The organism is Pseudorhodobacter aquimaris (assembly GCF_001202025.1).
GTDB lineage: Bacteria > Pseudomonadota > Alphaproteobacteria > Rhodobacterales > Rhodobacteraceae > Pseudorhodobacter > Pseudorhodobacter aquimaris.
Genome location: NZ_LGHS01000052.1, coordinates 154575 through 171637, shown reverse-complemented (window position 1 = coordinate 171637; position 17063 = coordinate 154575). Strand labels below are relative to the sequence as shown.

Genomic DNA, 17063 nt, shown 5'->3' with positions numbered 1-17063 from the left:
AAATCCGCGCAGGCGATCGCCTGCGCGGGATAATTTGATAAAAACATGCTCACATCCGCGTGTTGCGTTCAACCAAATGGATGCAGGGCGGGCCCGTCATGCCTATATATACCTGATAAGGCGTAATGAATGGGACCAACCCGATGAACCGCAGATCTTTTATCCGTTCCTTTGCAATGCCCTTTGCGGCAATGGCATTTTTGACGGCGCTGGCCGTACCTGCCGCGGCCGAGAAAATCACGCTTAAAGAGCTGTCGCGCTATCTCAATACGCTGACAACAGCCGAGGCGGATTTTACCCAGATCAATTCTGACGGGTCCATCGCCACGGGTCGGATCTTTATCCAGCGCCCCGGTCGCGTGCGCTTTGAATATGCGCCGCCTGACAACAATCTTGTCATAGCCGGCGGCGGGCAGGTCGCGATTTTTGATGCGAAATCCAACCAGCCGCCAGAGCAATATCCCCTCTCACGCACGCCTTTGTCGATCATTCTGGATCAGAATGTCGATCTGGCCCGCGCCAAAATGGTCACCGGTCACAGTCAGGATGGCAACACCACCCGCGTGCGCGCCCAAGACCCCGAGCATCCGGAATATGGTTCGATCGAAATGGTGTTTACTGCCGCCCCGACCGAATTGCGCCAATGGGTCATCCGCGATGACAGCGGGGCCGAAACCACGGTTATCTTGGGGGAAATGAAAAAGGGCGCAAAACTGAAGGCATCGTTGTTCAATATTTCAATGGCCACACGGCAACGCCAATAAAAGAAGGGGGCGATTTGCCCCCTGCTCCGTTATTTTCCGCAGCTTGCCAGTTGTGCGCGGTATTGTGACGCTCGATCGGCCACCCTTTGTGACACGGCCAACAGCCAGGGTTTCCCTTGATAGGTGGCGCGCGCATAACCTGTGCGCCCCTCGTGATAGGCAAGGTAATGTCCGCGCGCATCCCATTTCGACAGGCCAAGAACCTTTTCCGACTTGTCCATATACCACCCCATAAAGTCGGTCGCATCCCTGATGCGGTCTCGTCTGGCAGAGCTGCGGCGCTGTTCTTTGCGGTATTCATCCCATGTGCCATCCAGCGCCTGACTATACCCGTAGGCAGAGCTTTGACGCCCTAGCGGGATGATCCCCAAAGCCCATTTATGTGGTGTCTTTGCATCGCCGATAAACTTCGATTCCTGATGGATCGTCGCCATTTGCACATGCACCGGCACGCCCCATTTGCGCTCTGTCGCCTTCATGGCGCGGTAATACTGCGGCCGCTCACGCGCAATGCTGCACGCGTTATCCAAATCACGGGGCGCCGAAAAATTGCCACCGCCACAAGAGCCTAGCAACAACATCAGTATCGACGCGCGGAGAAACCTGCTCATATGCCCCTCGCACATTATATTTTGTGGATATCATAGGGCAAATTCGGCAAAAGGGAAATGGTGCTGTTCACTACCTCAGATCAGAAAAGCGAGAGTGAGCGGTAAAGTGATGACCGACAGCAGCGTTGAAACGATCACCATCCCCGCCACCGCATCGGCATCCGCCCCGTATTTCGCGGCCAGCATATAGGTCGTGACCGCAACCGGCGTGCTGATCTGCAAAACCAGCACCGCCAGCGCGACCGGCTCCAGCGCAAAGCCATGACCCACCGCCAGCGCAACCGCAACGCAGACCGCAACCCGCAGCAGTGACAGCCACAGCGCCCGCCCCAAGCGCCCTGGCGAAAGCCGCGCCACGGCAACGCCCAGCGTGATCAGCATCAGCGGAATCGCCATCTGCCCGATCATCTCCAGCGCGTTGGTCAGCCATGTCGGCGTTTGCCAACCCTGCCACAGGAACAGCGCGCCCAGCAGGGTGCTGACGACCAAGGGTTCCCGCAGCACCTTCAGCGGTGATCCGCCTTGGGCAACCAGCCATATTCCATAGGTAAATCCCCAAATCCCCGCCACGGCAAAGATTACCACCGCATAGCCGATCCCCGCCTCACCAAAGGCAAATAATGCAAGTGGCAGGCCCAGATTGCCGGTATTGCCGAAAATCAACGGTGGCAGATACGTCCGGCGCTCCAACCCCAATACGGCCGTCAGCCCCCAAAACAGCAAGGTCAGCGCGCCATAAGCCACAATCGCGGCAAGCAGCATGCTGGTAAGGGCGGATGGTTCTATCTCGGTTTTCATCAGGGCGGTAAAGACCAGACAAGGCGTCGCCAGCATCATCGCCAGCCGTGTCACAAACTCCATCCGGTACTCGAAACCGGCCTTGACCCAGATAAACCCGATTGAGGCCAGAACCGCGACAGGTGCCACTATCTCCAATACCGTTAAAATTAGATTCACAGACTGTTTCCCTGTTTTACCGCCTTGCCCGGTGGACAAGCCACCGTGCATGGGATTACTAGTCAGCCCAATGGGGTGCAACTAATGCTTAAATCACGCGCGAAATATCATCTGGGCCAGGTCTTGCGCCATCGTAAACACCCGTTTCGCGGGGTGGTTTTTGATGTCGATGCAATGTTTTCCAACACCGACGAATGGTATGAAAACATCCCCGAAGAATACCGCCCGAACAAAGAGCAGCCGTTTTATCATCTGCTCGCGGAAAATGATCAAAGCTACTATGTGGCCTATGTGTCAGAGCAAAACCTGATGCCGGATGAAACCGGTGAACCGGTAAACCACCCCGACCTTGCCGATCTGTTCGGAGAGTTTGAGGATGGCTTTTACCCGCTTCAGTTCAACCTGAATTAAGCCCGCACCGCGCGTGACATCTGCACGGCCAGAATTCCGCCGGCGATGATGACAACGCCTGCCACATCCCAAAGTGTCAGGCTTTCCCCCAGAAACAGCGCCGCGATCGCAACCCCGAAAAACGGGTTGAGGAAATGGAACGCCGCCGCGCGAACCGCCCCGATCCGCGCCACCAGCAAGAACCAGACCCATGTCGCCAAAAGCCCCGGCACAAGCGTGGTATAGGCAAAGGCCAGCCCCAGGCGCGGTGTCCAGTTCACATCCCATGTTTCCAATGCAATGGCGGCAACCGCCAGTAGTGATGCGCCAACCAGCATTTGCAAGCCGACAATCATCAACAGATTGCCACCGCTTGAGGCCGTGCGCACCGAAAGCGTGGCAAATGTAAGCGCCAATACCCCAATTCCGCAAAACAGCAGCCCGACCAGATCTACACCGCCCGAAATCCTGTGGCCCATGATGATACCAACCCCAACCATCCCAGCAAACAGGCCGGCATAGCCCAAGGGCCGCAACCGCTCCTTAAAGATCGCCCAGCCGGCCAGCGCCACCAAAAGCGGCATGGTAGAGGCGACGATGGCGGCCAGTGACGCCTCTATCCACTGCATCGCGACAAAGTTGAAGCCGAGGTAGATGGCGTTCTGACACAGGCCAAAAATGATTGTTGCCCGCCACTGGCTGCGCGTTAGCCGCGAGGTTTGCCCAAGGGCTGCTGCAATCGCGACGCCAATCAATCCGGACACAAAGAACCGCAATGCCAGTGCGGTCAACGGCGGCGCATCGGCGACGATCATGCGCGCCGAGGTGAAGGCAGAGGACCACATCAGCGCAAAAGCCAGCCCCATGAAGATCGCCCGCATATCCATCCCGTCGTCCCTCATCCGCTAAATCTGGTTATATTGGTCTGGCATAAAGGGTACATCGGTATCGCCCGGACGTGCCCCCGCCGCAGTAAGCATCGCGTGGATTTGCCCGCGATGATGGGTCTGATGATTAAACAATTGCAGCACCAGAATAGGTTTGGGCTTGGTCACATCGCGGCCCAAAGCGCCGGAATGCCATGTCAGATCGCCCTCAAACCATGCGGGGTCCACCCCATGCGCCCATTCCAGGATCTGGTGATCAAATGCAGCGCGATCAGTGCAAAACTGCGCCCATCCATGGGGCAGGGTGGTTGATTGCGCGATGCCGCCTTGCGGGGCCGACATATCAGAAAAACGGCTTAGCCAGATACGATCCCCCCAAAGCAAATGCGCAAAGGTCGCCTCTATGCTGCCAAAGAAACTGCCGCGTGGCTTTTGCCGAGCGGGCTGTTCCAATCCGGTCGCGGCTTGGATCAGGTTTTCATTTTGCCATTTGTTATAGCGCGCCATGGTGATGGCATAATCTTTGTTCGGCATCCCATCCCCCAGTCCAACGCCACGAAAAGACACCAAGCCAAAGAAAAAGGCCACCCCCGTTGAACAAGGGGCGGCCCATCAAATGCAGTAAAACTGCATGCAAAGATCAGTCGTTAACCGAATCTTTCAAGGCTTTGGCAATCGTGAATTTCACCTGCTTGTCAGCGGCTTTGGTCATGGTTTCACCCGTTGCCGGGTTACGCACCTGACGCTCGGGGCGTGCGCGGCATGCCATTTTACCCAAACCGGGAAGGGTGATCGCGCCACCGTTTGCAACTTCGCGGGTCACAATCGCTGCCACTGCTTCAAGTGCTGTTGTTGCGACCTTCTTGTCGGTGCCCATTTCTTCGGCCAGCGCTGCAATCAACTGCGTCTTTGTCATTGGCTTGTTCATTAGTCCTGTCTCCATTGTTCTGCCCTGCCGTTTGTTGGGGGCATATGCAGCCCTTGTGGGCGAATGTCCCCGCTACATAGGTTTTTACGCCCTAAATCAAGTGCAAATTCCAGTATCGGGGGAATGTTGGTCGGGTTTTCCCTTTATAGGAAGGCGGTTTCCTCAAAGCTGCGCAACTTACGGCTATGGATGCGCTCCAATGGCATCTCGCGCAGGCGTTCCATCGCGCGGATGCCGATCTGCAAATGCCGTGCCACTTGCGTTTTGTAAAAATCCGAGGCCATCCCCGGCAATTTCAACTCACCATGAAGCGGCTTGTCGGAAACACATAAAAGCGTGCCATAAGGCACCCGAAAGCGAAAGCCGTTGGCCGCAATCGTGGCGCTTTCCATATCCAGCGCAATAGCGCGCGACTGGCTTAACCGCATTACTGGGCCAGAGTGATCGCGCAGCTCCCAGTTGCGATTGTCGATCGTGGCAACCGTGCCCGTCCGCATGATCCGTTTCAGGTCAAACCCCTGCAATTGGGTCACATCGGCCACCGCGCTTTCCAGTGCAATCTGGATCTCGGCCAGCGCCGGGATGGGCACCCAAACGGGCAAATCGTCATCCAGCACGTGATCTTCGCGCAAATAAGCATGGGCAAGGACGAAATCCCCAAGACTTTGGCTGTTGCGCAGGCCGGCACAGTGGCCCACCATCATCCAGGCATGCGGGCGCAGCACGGCGATATGATCGGTCGCGGTTTTGGCATTGCTTGGCCCGACCCCGATATTGACCAGTGTCACCCCCTGCCCGTCGGCGCGTTTAAGGTGATAGGTCGGCATCTGCGGCAGCTTTAGTGGCGTTGGCAGCTCGCCATCCGCGCTGCGCAAAACCGCGTTCCCCGTGCCGACAAACTCGGAATAACCGCTGTCGGGATCGGCCAGCATGGTCCTTGCGTAGGCCTCAAACTCCTCCACATAGAACTGGTAGTTGGTGAAAAGCACGTGGTTCTGGAAATGCTCGGCATCGGTGGCGGTATAATGCGACAGGCGCGCAAGACTGTAATCCACCCGCTGTGCGCTGAACGGCGCCAACGGACGGGAACCGTCCGCGAAAATGCCATGGGTACCATTCACAATATCGTCATTTGTGGTCGCAAGATCAGGCACATCAAACACGTCACGCAGGCTAAAGTTCAAAACACCCTCTTGCGGGATGGAGATGCCCGGATTACCCGCCACCGCGAAATGTACGGGGATGGGCGTATCCGAAGGGCCGATCTGTACACCGACCCCGTGGTTTTTCATCAAGAGTTCAATCTGTTGGATCAGGTAATTGCGAAACAGATCGGGACGGGTGACCGTGGTCGAATATGTCCCCGGATGCGCCACATAGCCAAAGCTGAACCGTGAATCGCTTTGGGTAAAGCTTGTCGTTGTCAGCCGGATTTCAGGATAGAATGCACGCACCCGCGCCTCAGGTCGGCCTTGGGTCACTGCGGCGCTGAACTGTGCTGCCAAAAATTGCGTGGCCTCGAAATATAATGCCTCGAGCCGGTCCACCGCCGCTTTGGCCGAGGTGAAGTGATCGCTGAGTGGATCTTGTGGCGTCAAAATCGGTTGGTTCGTGCTATCGGTCATGCGATCTTTTTCCCTGCGGCTTTTCTGGCCACATTAAGGGTGGGTTGTGATAAGACTTCAACCCTTTTGATTTCAAGGCCTGGCCTTGCCAAATTCAAGTTGCATAGCGTGGCTGCGGGCTTGATACTGACGCTATGAAAACACTTCTTTCCATTGGTCACGGTTATTCTGCGCAGGGACTGGCCCGGATTTTGTTGCCTTTGGGTTGGCGCATCATCGGCACCACCCGCAATGCAGACAAAGCCGCCAAGATGCGCGCGGATGGGGTCGAAGCGGTGATCTGGCCCGCCGAGGATATTTCACCAGCATTGGAACAGGCAAGCCATCTGCTGACCTCAGTTGCGCCGGATGCGGGTGGTGATCCGGTTCTGGCGGCCCTTGGCCCGCAGATATTGGCGTCCGATCTGGAATGGGTTGGTTATTTGTCCACCACGGGGGTTTACGGTGACCATAAAGGTGGTTGGGTTGACGAAGAAACGCCCCTGAGCCCAAGCACCCAGCGGGGCCAACACCGCGTATTGGCCGAGGATCAGTGGCAAGCCTTGGGTCTGCCGTTGCATATCTTCAGGCTGGCGGGGATTTACGGCCCCGGTCGCGGCCCCTTCGCCAAGGTATTAGAGGGCAAAGCGCGCCGTATCCTCAAGCCCGATCAGGTGTTTTCGCGTATCCATGTTGATGATATCGCGCAGGTTCTTGCTGCCTCGATCGCGCATCCCGATCCGGGCCGCGCCTATAATGTTTGCGACAATGACCCGGCCCCGCCTGAGGATGTTATCGCCTATGCTGCCGAACTATTGGGCCTGCCGACCCCCCCAAGCGAAGACTGGGACAAGGCAAAGATGACGCCAATGGCGCGCAGTTTTTATGCAGAAAGCAAACGCGTGCGAAACGACCGGATCAAAGAGAAGCTGGGCGTAAAGCTGATACACCCCGATTACCGTAGCGGTCTACGGGCGTTGTTTGACGCGGAGTTCTGAGATTCGCTCAGTTATCGTTGATATCGCGGTCCCATATTTTGACTTTGCCGGCTTGTGTGCCCAACATCTTGCGCATTAAAAACCAGGCCAGCAAGGAGGCCAATGCAAAGACCAGCAATGTCATTGGCAAGCTGCCCAAAACCCCGAGGCCAACCAAAATCCCCGTGGCCATCGCCCCCAAGGCAAAGCCAAGGAAGATATAGCCGGGCGCAAGCACTTCCAGCACGCCAAGCGCGAACCCCAGAACGATCCAGACCCACCAAAACCCATACCAGCTCATGTCCGGCCCTTCAGCATTTTGAAGGCGTCGCCAAAGGCCTCTAGGGCCTGCGCCGGCACGATAATCGTTTGCTTGCCGGTACCCTGTCCAACGGCTGTCAATGCCTCCACCTGTTTGAGCGCGACCTGATACTGCGCGGCCTCCAGCCCGTGCAGGCGGATTGCCTCGGCGATCACGCCGGTCGCATAGGCTTCGGCATCGGCGAGGATGCGGCGTTCCTTGGCCTCTTGCTCGGCAGCGTAAAGCTCGGCATCGGCCTTCAATTCCATCGCCCGCTTGTCACCCTCGGCCTCTGTCACCTGTGCGCGCCGGGCACGCTCGGCGTTCAACTGTTGCAACATCGCGGCGCGCGTGGCCTCATCAAGGTTCACATCCAGAACCTCGGCCCGCGTCACCTCGATCCCCCAATCGTCAACCATCGCCGCGACTTGTTCGCGCACTTTGCCGATCAACTGGCTGCGGTTGGATTGTACGTGATCCAGCTCCATCTTGCCGATCTCGGAACGGACAATCCCCGCGACCGTGGTGGCAATCGCGCCGTCCACATCACGGATCCGGTAAACTGTCTTTTCCGGCTCGATAATCCGGTAAAACACTGATGTTTCTACCTTTACCAGCACGTTATCTGCGGTAATCGCATCTTGCATCGCGTTGGGCAGCTGGCGTTCTAGAATAGAGATTTTATGCGCGACCTTATCCAGAAACGGCACGACAAAGTTGATCCCCGGCCCCAAAACAGAGCGCAGCTTGCCAAAGCGTTCCACCACATGCTTTTCTGATTGCGGCACGACCCGCACGCCCAGAAAAATACAAACAATGATGAAAACGGCGATCGCAATCGACACCGCATTCCCACCGATAAACTGCTCAATATCCATCGCTCTGCCCTTCTTGCGCGTTCTTAACCATAATTGGCCCCTTATGCCCGCCCACGCAAGGTAAACCCTTGTTTCACCGGTGTCGGCATCATCCGAACCTAGATCGCATGTATCGATCAATTATTCCTTGTCGCCAAAGCGGCCCGGCCAATTCGCCGCCTTCACCTTGTACAGCCCGGCCCCTACCGCCATATTGAGCACGAAATTCGGAGGATGTTATGGCAGAAGATAAATTCCCCGGCTGGCATGGAACAACCATTCTGGCTGTGCGGCGCGGCGGGGAAGTTGTGGTGGCAGGTGACGGGCAGGTAAGCCTTGGACAAACGGTTATCAAAGGATCGGCCCGCAAGGTGCGCCGCCTTTCGCCGGGCGGGCGTGATGTGGTTTGCGGCTTTGCCGGATCAACCGCCGATGCCTTTACCCTGTTGGAACGGCTGGAGAAAAAGCTGGAGGCGATGCCGGGGCAACTGGCGCGGGCATCGGTCGATTTGGCCAAGGATTGGCGGATGGATAAGTACCTGCGTAATCTTGAGGCAATGCTGATCGTGACGGATGGCACGGATCTTTTCATCATCACCGGCGCCGGTGATGTGTTGGAGCCAGAGCATGATATCGCGGCAATCGGCTCTGGCGGGAACTTTGCCTTGGCGGCGGCACGCGGGTTGATGACAACCGACCTCGGGGCCGATGACGTGGCCCGAAAGGCTATGGCAATTGCCGCCGATATTTGCGTTTACACCAACGGCAATCTGACCGTGGAAACCATAAGCGCGACTGACTGACAGGAATCCATAATGACCGACCTTACCCCTCGCGAAATCGTGTCCGAACTGGACCGTTATATCATCGGCCAGAAAGACGCCAAGCGCGCCGTCGCCGTGGCCCTGCGCAACCGTTGGCGGCGCAAGCTCTTGGGTGATGACCTGCGCGATGAAGTCTATCCGAAAAACATCCTGATGATCGGCCCGACCGGCGTCGGCAAAACCGAGATCAGCCGCCGTTTGGCCAAGCTGGCCCAAGCGCCGTTTCTCAAGATCGAGGCGACCAAATTTACCGAAGTTGGCTATGTCGGGCGTGATGTCGACAGCATCATCCGCGATCTGGTCGATGCCGCGATGATCGACACCCGCGCCCGTATGCGCGAAGATGTCAAATCCCGCGCCTTTGCCGCCGCCGAGGATCGCGTGATTGAGGCGATCGCCGGCAAGGACGCCCGCGAACAAACCCGCGAGATGTTCCGCCGCAAGCTGAAAGCCGGCGAATTGGATGATACCGTGATCGAGCTGGAGATTGCCGATACCACCAACCCCTTTGCCGCTTTTGATCCCACGGGGCAGGGCGCCGGTGGGCCGATGGGCGGCATGATGAACCTTGGCGACTTGTTCGGCAAAATGGGCCGCACCCAGAAACGCAAACTGACCGTGGCCGAAAGCCATGAATTGCTGGTGTCAGAAGAGGCGGACAAGCTTTTGGATGATGAGGCGGTAAAGCTGGCCGCGCTGGAGGCGGTGCAGGAAAATGGCATCGTCTTTATTGACGAGATCGACAAGGTTTGCGCCCGCGCCGATGCCCGCGGTGCCGATGTTTCCCGTGAGGGTGTGCAGCGCGACCTGCTGCCCTTGATCGAAGGCACAACGGTTTCCACCAAGCACGGGCCGGTGAAAACCGACCATATCCTGTTCATCGCCAGCGGTGCCTTTCATGTGGCAAAACCTTCGGATCTGCTGCCCGAACTTCAGGGCCGCCTGCCGATCCGCGTAGAGCTGCGCGCTCTGACCGAGGATGATTTCGTCCGTATCCTGACAGAGCCGGACAATGCCCTGACCTTGCAATATACGGCCCTTATGGGAACGGAAAACGTGACGGTCAGCTTTACCGAGGATGGCATCAAGGCCCTTGCCCGCATCGCGGCTGAGGTCAACCAGTCGGTCGAAAACATCGGGGCGCGCAGGCTTTATACTGTGATCGAGCGTGTGTTTGAGGACCTGTCCTTTAACGCACCCGACCGCGGCGGCGAGACTATTGAGGTCAACGCCAGTTTCGTCGAGGAGCATCTGGGAGAGCTTTCGCGTTCCGCCGATCTGTCGCGTTACGTTCTGTAATCAGTCGGGGTGCGGTCGCGCACCCCGACACCTATCGTGACCTGCGCAGATAGACGTAAAACGCGCCGTGCCCGCCGTGGCGTAAATGCGCCTCTGTGACTTGCAGGATGACCGAGGCCAAGGGCTGTTGGCGCAACCAATGTGGCATCTGTTGGCGCAAAACGCCGGTACGCCGCGGCATCACGCTTGTATCCAACCCCGGTTTGCCCTTACCCGTGATCACCAGCACCAATCGCAACCCTTTGCCATAGGCGTTCAGGATAAAGCGGATCAATTCGGGATGCGCTTCGGCCAATGTCATGCCGTGCAGGTCGATCCGTGCTTCGGGTGCCAGTTTTCCGCGCGTCAATTTGCCAAAGGCCTTGGCATCCATCTGCAACGCTGTCGGGGGCGCAGGTGTGGGGCGCGGAGTGCCTGGTTTTTCGCCCAGACGGAAGGGTGCGATCCGTGGCTCAGCAGGGGTTTTGGGTACGGCAGGTAGACGGGGTGCGTTGCTTTCAGGTTTGAAAACAGGACCATGCATGGGTTTTGCCGTGCGCGCGACGGCATCCCACAGCGCTTCTTCCTCTGGGCCAAGGGGGCGGCGGCGCGACATCAGGTGGCCTCTGTCGCTTTGTCGGATTGTGGTGCTTTTATGCCTTGGCAGATCAATCCAGCAATCGCGGCAGGGATACTATCCACCGCGGGCGCTTTTGGTTCAGAAAACTCCGTCAGTTCTGCCATGGCCTACCCCAAGACTAGCGCGCAAATAGGTCCGGGTGCCTGATGCGAACAAGCGCGCCGCATTAATCGCCGGTGGCAACCAGCAACCAGTTTGGATCATCGGCACCCATCTGGCGCGCAAAGGTCCAGACGTCACGTTGGCGTTTGATCTCGTTCGGGCTGCCTTCGACAATCTCGCCCAGCTTGTTGCGCACCACGGAATACAGCTCTGCGACGAAGCGGACGGATACCTCACCCTCGCGGCTGCTGGCGTCAAAATCAGCGGATTGAACCGCAAGTTCACTGATGCCGATGAAATTCACCTCTACGGTCAGGCCCTGCGCCTCTCGGGCGGCGACGGCCTCGGCAAAGCTTTCATAGACATCGGGCGACAGGAACGGCTTGATCTCTTCGATTTCACCTTTTTCAAACGCCATGAAGATCATCTCATAGGCGCCACGCGCACCGCCCAGAAATTCACCTACCGAAAAGCTCGGCTCGGCATTTTTCATCGCGTAAAGTGCGTTGGCGGCGTCAGAGCCATCGGCGACATGATCAACGATATCGTGGTCGGGCCCACCTTCGATCACTTCAAACCCTTTGCGGGCGCGCGGTTTGTCATCGTCCATCGGAAGGGGCGGCTTTTCAAACCCCTCACGCGTTCCCAGAACGCTTTTCAGCTTCAGGATCAGAAAAACAGCAATTCCCGCAAGAACGAGAAGTTGGATTAGCGAAGAATTCATGTCAGTCCTCAGAAAGACGGCGCGAAAGGCCCGATGCGGTTTGGGGTGTTGGTAACTGTCCCCCTTATACTTATGTAGGGTGTGGGGTGCGCCAAGTCTACCGCCCCAACCGTAAAGAAATCACCGGGTAACCGGGAAAGGAGGCCCGATTATGTGGCTGCTGCTTGCATTTGTTGTCGTTCCCTTGATCGAGATCGGCCTTTTTATTCAGGTTGGGGGCTGGCTTACGCTTTGGCCCACGCTGGCGATTGTGCTTGCAACCGGCATAATCGGGACGGTTCTGGTTCGCCGGCAGGGGCTGCGTGTTCTGGGTGAATTGCGCAGTTCCATGTCACAGATGCGTGACCCTTTGTCACCGCTGGCCCACGGGGCTATGATCCTTTTTGCCGGTGCGTTATTGCTTACACCGGGTTTTTTCACCGATACGGTCGGGTTCTTGCTGATGATCCCGCAATTGCGCCAAAAGATTATCACCGCCATTGCCGCGCGTGTGACGGTTGTCAGCGCGAGTTCGACGACCAGTGCGCGCGCGCCCCGTGACGATATTATTGATGCCGAATACGTTGATGTGTCGGAAAATGACGCGCCAGACACCCCGAAAAACAATCGCCCCTCTGGCTGGACAGAGCATTGAGACCACGACAATCACCTGCTAAACCACAGGCAATAATTTTTTGGGAGATATAGAATGACCGAAGCAAATGGTGCCGCAGCCGCGCCACAACCCGCAGCACAGGTAAAGATGCAAGTTCTTGGCCAGTTCGTTCGCGACCTGTCCTTTGAAAACGCTGTGGCGCAACGCGGCATGCAGGGCGGCGATGTCCAGCCCGACACGCAGGTCGCCGTTAGCCTTGATGCCCGCAAGCGCAGCACGGACAACCAGTTCGAGGTGATCACGAAATTCCGCGTGACTTCCAAGAACAAAGCCAATGACGAGACCCTTTTTGTTGTGGAGCTGGATTACGGCGGCATCTTCCATATTGAGGGCGTGCCAGAAGAGCAGATGCACCCTTTCTTGCTGATTGAATGCCCGCGCATGCTGTTCCCTTATGTGCGGCGTATCATTTCCGATGTCACCCGCGACGGTGGTTTCCCGCCACTCAACATCGACACGGTGGATTTTCTGGCCCTCTACCGGGCAGAGCTTGCACGCCGCGCCGAAGAGCAAAAGACCGACAAGCCGGTTTCCTGATCTGACGCCCGTTGGTGAAAGTTAAAGATATTCAAAGCCTGCCGTGATCATCGCGGCAGGCTTTTGGTTTCTTGGCCTGTCGGTGTAAGGGTGTCAAAAAAATTGACTGCCCGGCCTAAATTTGACATGAAGCGGGGTAGCCAGGAAACCTGCAGGTTCTCAGCCAACATATATCTTTATGGGGCTGAAAATGGTGAAACTTTCCCGGTATATTTTAACTGTCCTATCGATCATTTTTGCCAGCTCTGCCGTTGCCTGCGACGGGGTTGAACTTGATCGCGCGGATGTCTTTGACGCGCCTTTGTGCATTCCACAAACACCCCGGCGTGTGGTTGTTCTGGACCCGAGCTTTGGGCTTGGCGTGGGGTTGGATGTGGGCCTGCCTGTGGTTGGCGCCCCTCTTGATTTGATGAGTGATGAGGCCCTGCTCAAACGGGCAATGGATCATGGCATTACCAGTACCGGATTTGTCACCGAACCCAGCCTAGAGACGATCGTGGCCCTTCAGCCTGATTTGATTGTCGGCTTTGTTGGCTCGGAATCCATGGCATCGGGCATCTATCCGATGGCCACGCGGGTGGCACCGACCCTGCTTTTCACCTCGACCGACTGGCGGGCGTTTTACCGTCTTCTGGCTGGTCTGGGCGGCAAGGAGCAAGAAATCGTGGCCGAGCTTGATACGCTTGATCAACGCATCGCGGATATCCAAGCGCGGATGCCAGAGACCACCGTTTCGGTGCTGCGCATCACCTCATGGGATTTTCAGGTCTATATGGACGCCCCCGAAACCTATGCGCCCTTTGAGATCATGAAACAGGCGGGCGTCCGGCGCAGCGCCTATGAGACGACGGATGATCCGTCATTGACCCTCAAACGGCCTGACCGTGAAGAGCTGGCGCAGCTGGACGGTGATATCCTGCTTTATATTGTCGGGGGGACCAATGCCTCGGATCAGGACGGCCGACACGAAGAAGTGCTGAACGATCCGTTGTGGCAAATGCTGCCTGCTGTGCGCGCGGGTCAGGTCCATCGTGTGTCCCATGGGGCGTGGATGCAGTTTAGCGGGGTTGCGTCGGCGCATCGGGTGCTTGACGATCTGGAAACCTATGTGGTGGGGTCACCTTGACCGGCAATCGCCAGGACGCCTTGGGATTATTGTTGCTATCAGCGGGTTTACTGACGCTGCTTGTCTGGGGGCTGACGGTCGGAACATCTGATATTTCCTTGGCTGATGCTTGGCACGCGCTATGGTCCGACACGGACCAGCGAGAGGAGATCGTCGTGCAGGATGTCCGTTTGCCAAGGCTGCTGGCTGCGATTGTGGTTGGGGCTGCCTTGGCCGCGGCGGGGACAATCATGCAGGCGGTCACCGGCAATCCGATGGCGGATCCGGGGCTTTTGGGCGTCAATGCGGGGGCAAGTTTTGCGGTTGTGCTGGCCATCGCCCTCGGCGGCGTCAGCGGGGCGCAGAATCTGGTCTGGTTCGCGTTTCTGGGTGCAGGCGGCGCGGCGGCACTTGTGTACCTGTTGGGGGGTGCCGGTCGTTCAGGCACAACGCCGGTCAAGCTGATTCTGGCGGGTGTTGTCGTTGCCAGCTTTCTGGGTGCGCTGACCATGTCCATTCTGGTGGTCGATATGCAGACCTTTGACGAGGTGCGCCTTTGGACCGCCGGCTCCCTCAAGGGCCGCGATATGCAGGGTGTCTTACTGCTGGCCCCCTATGCGGGGGTGTCGCTGATCGGGGCAATTGTGCTGCGCCAACAGTTCAACGCATTGGCGCTGGGGTCCGATACGGCCGGAAGCCTGGGCCAGAACCAGCCGCTTTGGCTGGCAATCTCGGCGCTGCTTGTCGTCGGGTTGGCCGGTAGTGCGGTGGCGCTGGCCGGTCCTATCGGCTTTGTCGGGCTGGTGGTGCCGCATTTGGTGCGGATGAGCATCGGCAGCAACTATGCGCGCATTCTGCCCTTTGCCTGTCTGGTCGGGGCGGGTCTGACCCTATTGGCCGATACCCTGCCCCGCGCCATCTTTGCGCGGGATGTGCCGGTCGGCATTTCCCTGGCGGCCATTGGTGCGCCCTTCTTTATCTGGTTGGCCCGCCGCGAAAGGGCGGCTCGGACATGAGGGTGGGTTTCTGGCTGACAGTGGTATTGGCCGCATCCCTGATGGCATCGCTTTCGGTGGGCGATCAAAGCATCCCTGTAATGTCTGTGCTGGGCGCTCTTCTGGGCACTGACAGCACCCCCATAACCGATGGGTTCATCGTGACAGAGTTGCGGCTGCCACGCGCGGTTTTGGGGGCGCTGGTCGGGGCTGCATTGGCCGTGGCCGGTGCCGCCACACAAGCCCTCATCCGCAACCCTTTGGCCGAGCCCGGCCTGTTGGGAATCAATTCCGGTGCGGCACTGGCCGCCACGATTGTTATCATTCAGGTCGATACCTTGCCCGAGAGCCTGTTGCCGCTGTTCGCTGTCGGCGGGGCCTTGGCAATGTCGGCGGCAATATATGCGCTGGCCTGGCGGGCGGGGACAAGCACCCTGCGGCTGATCCTGATCGGAATCGGCTTGGGGGCGCTGGCGGGGGCTGCGGCGGCGTTTCTGTCTGTATTCGGCCCGGTGGCACAGGCACAGCGCGCAATGGTCTGGCTGGCGGGGTCGCTACATGATGCGCGCTGGGTCAAGTCGCTCTGGCTGCTGGCGGGGGGGCTGCCGGCCGTTGGCGTTCTTTGGCTGATGAAACATGATCTGGATCTGATCTCTTTGGGTGATACCACGGCTTGCGCTTTGGGCCAGCGTGTCCATATGGTGCGCGGAATCGCTGTTTTCGCCGCTGCGGGGTTGGCCGGCGTTGCGGTTGCTGCGGCCGGCCCCATTTCCTTTGTCGGCCTTGTCGCACCCCATATCGCACGCAAGCTGGTTGGCGCAGGCCACGCCCGCCTGATCCCGGCGGCGGCCTTGACGGGCGCGGTGATGGTGGTGCTGGCCGATCTTTTTGCGCGCCGGGCCTTTGCACCGGGGCAACTGCCTGTGGGCTTGGCAACGGCCCTGCTTGGGGCGCCGTTCTTTGGGTATCTGTTATGGAAAAAGCGTCATGATTAAGTCCGATACCGGGATAATAGAGACCAAAGCCGTCGCGGTCGACTATGGTCCCACCCGGATTGTCGAGGATCTGGATCTGCAAATCGCACCGGGAAAGCTGACCGTGCTTTTGGGGCCGAACGGATCGGGTAAATCCACCATCCTGCGGGCGCTTGCGCGGCTGCAACCTGCTGCCTCGGGTACGGTTTTGCTGGACGCCCAAGCCATCACCCGCATGAGCACCAAGGAATTCGCGCGCCGCGTCGGCCTTTTGGCCCAAGGGGCGACCGCCCCCGAAGGGTTGCGGGTTATCGATCTGGTCCGGCAGGGTCGCTATCCGCACCGGCCCCTGTTCGGGGGCTGGGGCGCGGATGATGACGCCGCCGTGGCCGAGGCGCTTGCGCTGACGTCACTGCAAGACCTGCAGGACCGGCCGTTAGAGGCGCTGTCAGGCGGGCAGCGCCAGCGGGCCTGGATCGCGATGACCCTTGCACAGGCGACCCCTATCTTGTTGCTGGATGAGCCGACAACCTATCTTGATATTGCGCATCAGGTCGATCTGATGAACCTGATCCGGCGGCTGGTGGATACGCGGGCCATGACCGTTGTCGCCGTCTTGCACGACCTGAACCAAGCCGCGCGATATGCTGATGAGCTGATCATGCTGAAGGCCGGAAAAATCATGGCCAAAGGCCCGGCATGCGACATCATAACACCAGAGGTGATCGCCCGCGCCTTTGGCGTCGAGGTCAAGGTTCTCCATGATCCCGAAGACGGTTTGCCATTTTGCCTGCCGCAACGAACCGTCACCCCCCAAGCTGATGCCTAAGCGCCACATTCCGTCAGTTTTTGCGGCGCGCGCCCTTTCCTTACTATATCTGTCGTGTATTGCTCTGCGCAAACGCCAGCCTGAAGCCAGCCACATCCCTTTGTGCCAGATATTCAGGACCGTG

General features: G+C 58.2%; 21 protein-coding genes. 11 read left to right on the top strand and 10 right to left on the bottom strand.

The annotated features are described in order from the left end of the window. Positions 1-143: 143 nt before the first annotated feature. A complete protein-coding gene (locus tag AKU94_RS09400) occupies positions 144-764 on the top strand; it encodes a LolA family protein (protein WP_408633687.1) in 621 nt (206 codons plus the stop codon). Positions 765-793: 29 nt separating this feature from the next. Here AKU94_RS09400 and AKU94_RS09395 read toward each other — a convergent pair whose 3' ends face one another. Both AKU94_RS09395 and AKU94_RS09390 read right to left on the bottom strand, forming a co-directional pair. Further along, positions 794-1375 (bottom strand): transglycosylase SLT domain-containing protein, encoded by a 582-nt coding sequence (locus tag AKU94_RS09395; RefSeq protein WP_050527018.1) that lies wholly within the window; start codon positions 1373-1375, stop codon positions 794-796. A 75-nt stretch (positions 1376-1450) separates the two neighbouring features. Then, positions 1451-2332 (bottom strand): AEC family transporter, encoded by an 882-nt coding sequence (locus tag AKU94_RS09390; protein WP_050527017.1) that lies wholly within the window; start codon positions 2330-2332, stop codon positions 1451-1453. Positions 2333-2416: 84 nt separating this feature from the next. Between AKU94_RS09390 and hspQ the strand changes: the two genes are divergently transcribed. Then, a complete protein-coding gene (gene hspQ, locus AKU94_RS09385; protein WP_050527016.1) occupies positions 2417-2743 on the top strand; it encodes a heat shock protein HspQ in 327 nt (108 codons plus the stop codon). Here hspQ and AKU94_RS09380 read toward each other — a convergent pair. From AKU94_RS09380 to AKU94_RS09365, 4 genes are all read right to left on the bottom strand, one after another. Beyond that, positions 2740-3609, bottom strand: coding sequence for a DMT family transporter (locus AKU94_RS09380; protein ID WP_050527015.1), 870 nt, complete (start codon positions 3607-3609; stop codon positions 2740-2742). The genes hspQ and AKU94_RS09380 overlap by 4 nt on opposite strands. A gap of 18 nt (positions 3610-3627) precedes the next feature. After that, on the bottom strand, positions 3628-4143 hold the full coding sequence (locus tag AKU94_RS09375; protein ID WP_050527131.1) for a DinB family protein: 516 nt from the start codon (positions 4141-4143) through the stop codon (positions 3628-3630). A gap of 106 nt (positions 4144-4249) precedes the next feature. After that, positions 4250-4537 carry an HU family DNA-binding protein gene (locus AKU94_RS09370; protein ID WP_050527014.1) on the bottom strand — a complete coding sequence of 96 codons (288 nt, stop codon included), beginning with the start codon at positions 4535-4537 and terminating at the stop codon, positions 4250-4252. A 143-nt stretch (positions 4538-4680) separates the two neighbouring features. After that, on the bottom strand, positions 4681-6162 hold the full coding sequence (locus AKU94_RS09365) for an AMP nucleosidase (RefSeq protein ID WP_050527013.1): 1482 nt from the start codon (positions 6160-6162) through the stop codon (positions 4681-4683). A gap of 134 nt (positions 6163-6296) precedes the next feature. Here AKU94_RS09365 and AKU94_RS09360 point away from each other — a divergent pair, with 134 nt between their 5' ends. Continuing rightward, positions 6297-7139: an SDR family oxidoreductase gene (locus AKU94_RS09360; RefSeq protein WP_050527012.1), complete on the top strand. Its 843-nt coding sequence runs from the start codon at positions 6297-6299 to the stop codon at positions 7137-7139. 7 nt (positions 7140-7146) lie between these two features. On the opposite strand, the gene AKU94_RS09355 is transcribed toward AKU94_RS09360, so the two are convergent. Then, positions 7147-7419, bottom strand: a complete 273-nt coding sequence (locus tag AKU94_RS09355) for an NfeD family protein (RefSeq protein WP_050527011.1) — start codon at positions 7417-7419, stop codon at positions 7147-7149. Continuing rightward, positions 7416-8297 (bottom strand): SPFH domain-containing protein, encoded by an 882-nt coding sequence (locus AKU94_RS09350; protein ID WP_050527010.1) that lies wholly within the window; start codon positions 8295-8297, stop codon positions 7416-7418. Before AKU94_RS09350 ends, AKU94_RS09355 begins: the two co-directional genes overlap by 4 nt. A gap of 218 nt (positions 8298-8515) precedes the next feature. Between AKU94_RS09350 and hslV the strand changes: the two genes are divergently transcribed. Then, the gene (gene hslV, locus AKU94_RS09345; RefSeq protein ID WP_050527009.1) at positions 8516-9079 is read left to right on the top strand and encodes an ATP-dependent protease subunit HslV; all 564 of its coding nucleotides are present in this window, start codon (positions 8516-8518) and stop codon (positions 9077-9079) included. Between the two features lie 12 nt (positions 9080-9091). Further along, positions 9092-10399 carry an ATP-dependent protease ATPase subunit HslU gene (hslU, locus tag AKU94_RS09340; protein ID WP_050527008.1) on the top strand — a complete coding sequence of 436 codons (1308 nt, stop codon included), beginning with the start codon at positions 9092-9094 and terminating at the stop codon, positions 10397-10399. 31 nt (positions 10400-10430) lie between these two features. Here hslU and AKU94_RS09335 read toward each other — a convergent pair whose 3' ends face one another. Both AKU94_RS09335 and AKU94_RS09330 read right to left on the bottom strand, forming a co-directional pair. Next, positions 10431-10994 (bottom strand): Smr/MutS family protein, encoded by a 564-nt coding sequence (locus AKU94_RS09335; RefSeq protein ID WP_050527007.1) that lies wholly within the window; start codon positions 10992-10994, stop codon positions 10431-10433. Positions 10995-11184: 190 nt separating this feature from the next. Beyond that, on the bottom strand, positions 11185-11844 hold the full coding sequence (locus AKU94_RS09330; RefSeq protein ID WP_050527006.1) for a Tim44/TimA family putative adaptor protein: 660 nt from the start codon (positions 11842-11844) through the stop codon (positions 11185-11187). A gap of 151 nt (positions 11845-11995) precedes the next feature. Here AKU94_RS09330 and AKU94_RS09325 point away from each other — a divergent pair, with 151 nt between their 5' ends. The 6 genes from AKU94_RS09325 to AKU94_RS09300 all read left to right on the top strand — a co-directional run bounded on the left by AKU94_RS09325 (position 11996) and on the right by AKU94_RS09300 (position 16939). After that, positions 11996-12478 carry an FxsA family protein gene (locus AKU94_RS09325; protein WP_050527005.1) on the top strand — a complete coding sequence of 161 codons (483 nt, stop codon included), beginning with the start codon at positions 11996-11998 and terminating at the stop codon, positions 12476-12478. Positions 12479-12532: 54 nt separating this feature from the next. Beyond that, positions 12533-13036, top strand: coding sequence for a protein-export chaperone SecB (gene secB, locus AKU94_RS09320; protein WP_050527004.1), 504 nt, complete (start codon positions 12533-12535; stop codon positions 13034-13036). Positions 13037-13226: 190 nt separating this feature from the next. Then, positions 13227-14162, top strand: a complete 936-nt coding sequence (locus AKU94_RS09315; protein ID WP_198144882.1) for an iron-siderophore ABC transporter substrate-binding protein — start codon at positions 13227-13229, stop codon at positions 14160-14162. Next, a complete protein-coding gene (locus AKU94_RS09310; protein WP_050527002.1) occupies positions 14159-15157 on the top strand; it encodes a FecCD family ABC transporter permease in 999 nt (332 codons plus the stop codon). Before AKU94_RS09315 ends, AKU94_RS09310 begins: the two co-directional genes overlap by 4 nt. Further along, on the top strand, positions 15154-16131 hold the full coding sequence (locus AKU94_RS09305; protein ID WP_050527001.1) for a FecCD family ABC transporter permease: 978 nt from the start codon (positions 15154-15156) through the stop codon (positions 16129-16131). Before AKU94_RS09310 ends, AKU94_RS09305 begins: the two co-directional genes overlap by 4 nt. Beyond that, positions 16124-16939, top strand: a complete 816-nt coding sequence (locus AKU94_RS09300) for an ABC transporter ATP-binding protein (protein WP_050527000.1) — start codon at positions 16124-16126, stop codon at positions 16937-16939. The genes AKU94_RS09305 and AKU94_RS09300 overlap by 8 nt, the downstream gene beginning before the upstream one ends. Positions 16940-17063: the final 124 nt, after the last annotated feature.

Coding starts and splice junctions, on each gene's coding strand:
- AKU94_RS09400 (WP_408633687.1), top strand. CDS start 144: ATGAACCGCAGATCTTTTATCCGTTCCTTTGCAATGCCCTTTGCGGCA.
- AKU94_RS09395 (WP_050527018.1), bottom strand. CDS start 1,375: ATGAGCAGGTTTCTCCGCGCGTCGATACTGATGTTGTTGCTAGGCTCT.
- hspQ (WP_050527016.1), top strand. CDS start 2,417: ATGCTTAAATCACGCGCGAAATATCATCTGGGCCAGGTCTTGCGCCAT.
- AKU94_RS09380 (WP_050527015.1), bottom strand. CDS start 3,609: ATGGATATGCGGGCGATCTTCATGGGGCTGGCTTTTGCGCTGATGTGG.
- AKU94_RS09375 (WP_050527131.1), bottom strand. CDS start 4,143: ATGCCGAACAAAGATTATGCCATCACCATGGCGCGCTATAACAAATGG.
- AKU94_RS09370 (WP_050527014.1), bottom strand. CDS start 4,537: ATGAACAAGCCAATGACAAAGACGCAGTTGATTGCAGCGCTGGCCGAA.
- AKU94_RS09365 (WP_050527013.1), bottom strand. CDS start 6,162: ATGACCGATAGCACGAACCAACCGATTTTGACGCCACAAGATCCACTC.
- AKU94_RS09360 (WP_050527012.1), top strand. CDS start 6,297: ATGAAAACACTTCTTTCCATTGGTCACGGTTATTCTGCGCAGGGACTG.
- AKU94_RS09355 (WP_050527011.1), bottom strand. CDS start 7,419: ATGAGCTGGTATGGGTTTTGGTGGGTCTGGATCGTTCTGGGGTTCGCG.
- AKU94_RS09350 (WP_050527010.1), bottom strand. CDS start 8,297: ATGGATATTGAGCAGTTTATCGGTGGGAATGCGGTGTCGATTGCGATC.
- hslV (WP_050527009.1), top strand. CDS start 8,516: ATGGCAGAAGATAAATTCCCCGGCTGGCATGGAACAACCATTCTGGCT.
- hslU (WP_050527008.1), top strand. CDS start 9,092: ATGACCGACCTTACCCCTCGCGAAATCGTGTCCGAACTGGACCGTTAT.
- AKU94_RS09335 (WP_050527007.1), bottom strand. CDS start 10,994: ATGTCGCGCCGCCGCCCCCTTGGCCCAGAGGAAGAAGCGCTGTGGGAT.
- AKU94_RS09330 (WP_050527006.1), bottom strand. CDS start 11,844: ATGAATTCTTCGCTAATCCAACTTCTCGTTCTTGCGGGAATTGCTGTT.
- AKU94_RS09325 (WP_050527005.1), top strand. CDS start 11,996: ATGTGGCTGCTGCTTGCATTTGTTGTCGTTCCCTTGATCGAGATCGGC.
- secB (WP_050527004.1), top strand. CDS start 12,533: ATGACCGAAGCAAATGGTGCCGCAGCCGCGCCACAACCCGCAGCACAG.
- AKU94_RS09315 (WP_198144882.1), top strand. CDS start 13,227: ATGGTGAAACTTTCCCGGTATATTTTAACTGTCCTATCGATCATTTTT.
- AKU94_RS09305 (WP_050527001.1), top strand. CDS start 15,154: ATGAGGGTGGGTTTCTGGCTGACAGTGGTATTGGCCGCATCCCTGATG.
- AKU94_RS09300 (WP_050527000.1), top strand. CDS start 16,124: ATGATTAAGTCCGATACCGGGATAATAGAGACCAAAGCCGTCGCGGTC.